A 2,949-nucleotide genomic window follows, 5' to 3' on the forward strand; every position below is an offset into this window, starting at 1 on the left:
AGTACCGGTTGCGCCCCCATCCCCGCATGCCGCAGATCTACCTGTATCGGGATCCGGTGGATTTTCGCAAGAGCTTCCGGGGCCTGGCCGCGATCGTCGAGCAGGAGCTGGGCCACAACCCCCGCTGCCAGCCATGGAGAGCGAAGCGAAGGCTGGTAGACCCCAGTAGCCGCGAGGCCGCACTGTTTTCCCGGCGTGCCTTGCGCCAGAGGGAAAACAAAGTAGGCCTCCGAACGCGGCGTCCAGTCATTGGGAGCCAAGTACGGAGCAGCAACGAGCTTGCGAAGTTGTTGCGTAGTGCTTGGTGACCAGGACGGCTGGGGCACCAATGGGTTGTCAAAGGCCGAGTCGATTTTGGGGACTGGGATGTCCCAAAATCTATCACGAGGCCGAAGACACGCTTGCATTTCCTGCAACTGGCGGCAGAGATAGCCTGGACACACCATGAGAAATGGGATGGCAGCGGTTATCCGCGGGGTCTGTCGGGTGAAGATATTCCCTTGTCAGGGAGGATCATGGCGGTGGCGGACGTATACGATGCACTGATATCCCGGCGGGTTTACAAAGATGCCTCCACCCACGAGCAGGCTATGGCCTATATCTTGGATCACAGTGGCAGCCAGTTCGACCCCGAAGTCGTTCGGGCGTTGCAGGCGGTAGCAGAGGATTTCAGGACGATCGCCCGCAGGTTCTCAGACGAATGAAGGCAGGTTCCCATGGCTGAGCAAGGGCTGCCGGCGGAAAAAATCTGTCAGGAGCTGGACGAGATTCTGGAGGTGGAATTCTCTTTCCTGCATACCGACACCATTGCTGCGGAGCTTGTTTCGCTGCCGGCAGCACAGCAGCACTTCGCCTTGCAGTGGGCGCGGCGTGTTTCCAGCACCAATATTCAGCTGGCGTTCGAATTTGCCAGCCGTGCGAAAACAGCGATGAAGATCATGGATGACGAGATGATCTCCGCCTGGTGCCTCTACGCCATGGACACCTATGACAGTTCCGGTCTGCACCCGGCCATGGAGGCCATCAAGAACCTGCAGGGATTCATGGAGGTTGGTCACCTGCGGGCCAACGCCGCCCTGCTGGAACAGGTCAGCCCGGTTCTCGGGCCGTTCATCCAGGGGCTGTCGGGGCGCAAACTGAGCATCGAAGAGGACAGTGACGCCTGGACGGATGGAGAGGTGCTGTATCTGCCGGAAATGCTCGCGCGCCTGGAAAATGAACAGGAGAACTTCCAGCTCTACAAGGCGATAGCGGTACATCTCTGGGCGCATACCCGCTACGGTACGCTGAACGTCGATCCACAGCTTGTTCTGAGCAGCTGCGACGATCCACTGCGCGCCCTGCAATGGTTTCAGGTGCTGGAAACCCTGCGTCTGGATGCGCACCTGCAACGGGATCTGCCGGGGCTTTTTCGCCAGATGCGCCGGTTGCAGAACAGGCTGGGCGATGGCGAATGGGCCGCTTCCCTGCCCGAGGAAACCGGGGTTCTGCAGGATCTGTCGTCCAGCGTGCATGACAGCCTGCGGCTGTTGCCGCGGATTTGTACCGAGGCACCACCGGCATTGCCCTGCTATGCCGGCGGTATGGATCCGGTCAAGGCATGGCAGGCCAGAGAATTGCGCCTGTTGCGGGATAAGGCGCGTTTCCGGGATGCGCTGCGGGTCTTGGCAGATGATCTGTGGGGGGACGCTCCGGAGGAGCAGCTGCCCGAATTCAGCCTGCAGGAAAATGAACACCCTGCCGATCCCGACGAATTGCCGGAGCTGGAGCTCATCGTTGCCGACCAAGTCATGCCCATCCCGGAACATGTCAGGCAACTCATCACTTCCATACAGCTGGATCTTACGGAAATTCCCGAAGACTATCTGGTTCCGGCGGGTGAGGGTGAATACGATCCTTCCCTGCTGGAAGATGAAAGCCTCGATCCGGATGATGTCTGGGGCGGTGTGTATCATGAAGAAGGCGCATTTTTTTATGATGAATGGGATTTCGGACGACAGCATTACCGCAAGAACTGGTGTGTGCTCAGAGAACTCAGCCTGCAGCCTGGCGATGCCGGATTTTATGGCAGGACCAGAGAAAAATACCGCGGCCTGATACACTCCCTGCATCGTACGTTCGAAGTGTTGCGCGGTGAGGACAGGATGTTGCGGCGTCAGCCCGATGGTGAAGATATCGATATAGATGCTTTCGTGGAAGCCCTGGCGGACATGCAGTCCGGTATGGAAATGTCGGAACGGGTATTTACCCGCATGCACAAGGACGAACGCAACATCGCCGTGCTGTTCATGGTGGACATGTCAGGTTCCACCAAGGGCTGGATCAACGAGGCTGAACGGGAAGCGCTGGTGCTGCTGGTTGAATCCCTGCAGATACTGGGTGACCGTTATGCCATCTACGGGTTTTCCGGCTGGGCGAGAAAACGTTGCGAGGTGTATCGTATCAAGACCTTTGATGAACCGCTGGATGAGACTGTCAGGGCCAATATCAGCGCCATCGAGCCCAAGGACTACACACGCATGGGCGCGCCCATACGGCATTTCACACGGATGCTGGAAGAAGTGGAAGCCCGAACCAAGCTGCTGATTACCCTTTCTGATGGCAAGCAGGATGACTGTGATCATTACTATCGCGGGGAATATGGCATCGAAGATACCCGCCAGGCCCTGTTCGAAGCGCGGGTTGCCGGTATTCACCCGTTCTGCATCACCATCGACAGGGAGGGTGCGGACTATCTGCCCCACATGTACGGCCGGGCCAACTACGTTGTGCTGGATGATGTGGCGAAACTGCCCTTAAAGGTTTCTGATATCTATCGTAAGATTACCAGTTAGTTCCCGTCTATAAATGCCAAGTCATTGAAATTCAATTGAAAAACCGAAAAAAGACGATGAGAAATCCGGTGCAGGATGGTACAATTATGATCTTAAAGCATTGATACATAAGAAA

General features: G+C 56.9%; 3 protein-coding genes. All 3 read left to right on the plus strand.

Annotation, left to right across the window (positions count from 1 at the left end):
- Positions 1-26: 26 nt before the first annotated feature.
- The 3 genes from tnpB to ACOCD2_RS15580 all read left to right on the plus strand — a co-directional run bounded on the left by tnpB (position 27) and on the right by ACOCD2_RS15580 (position 2,834).
- Positions 27-308 carry an IS66 family insertion sequence element accessory protein TnpB gene (gene tnpB / locus ACOCD2_RS15570; protein WP_374109720.1) on the plus strand — a complete coding sequence of 94 codons (282 nt, stop codon included), beginning with the start codon at positions 27-29 and terminating at the stop codon, positions 306-308.
- A gap of 93 nt (positions 309-401) precedes the next feature.
- A complete protein-coding gene (locus ACOCD2_RS15575) occupies positions 402-704 on the plus strand; it encodes an HD-GYP domain-containing protein (protein ID WP_419625775.1) in 303 nt (100 codons plus the stop codon).
- Between the two features lie 12 nt (positions 705-716).
- Positions 717-2,834: a nitric oxide reductase activation protein NorD gene (locus ACOCD2_RS15580; protein WP_293647872.1), complete on the plus strand. Its 2,118-nt coding sequence runs from the start codon at positions 717-719 to the stop codon at positions 2,832-2,834.
- The last annotated feature ends 115 nt before the right edge of the window (positions 2,835-2,949 follow it).

Source organism: Thiolapillus sp. (assembly GCF_048562965.1).
In the GTDB taxonomy this organism is placed as follows: domain Bacteria; phylum Pseudomonadota; class Gammaproteobacteria; order Chromatiales; family Chromatiaceae; genus Thiolapillus; species Thiolapillus brandeum_A.

Bases quoted from the DNA above. Each gene is read 5' to 3' on its own strand.
- tnpB (WP_374109720.1), top strand. From the start codon at position 27: ATGCCGCAGATCTACCTGTATCGGGATCCGGTGGATTTTCGCAAGAGC.
- ACOCD2_RS15580 (WP_293647872.1), top strand. From the start codon at position 717: ATGGCTGAGCAAGGGCTGCCGGCGGAAAAAATCTGTCAGGAGCTGGAC.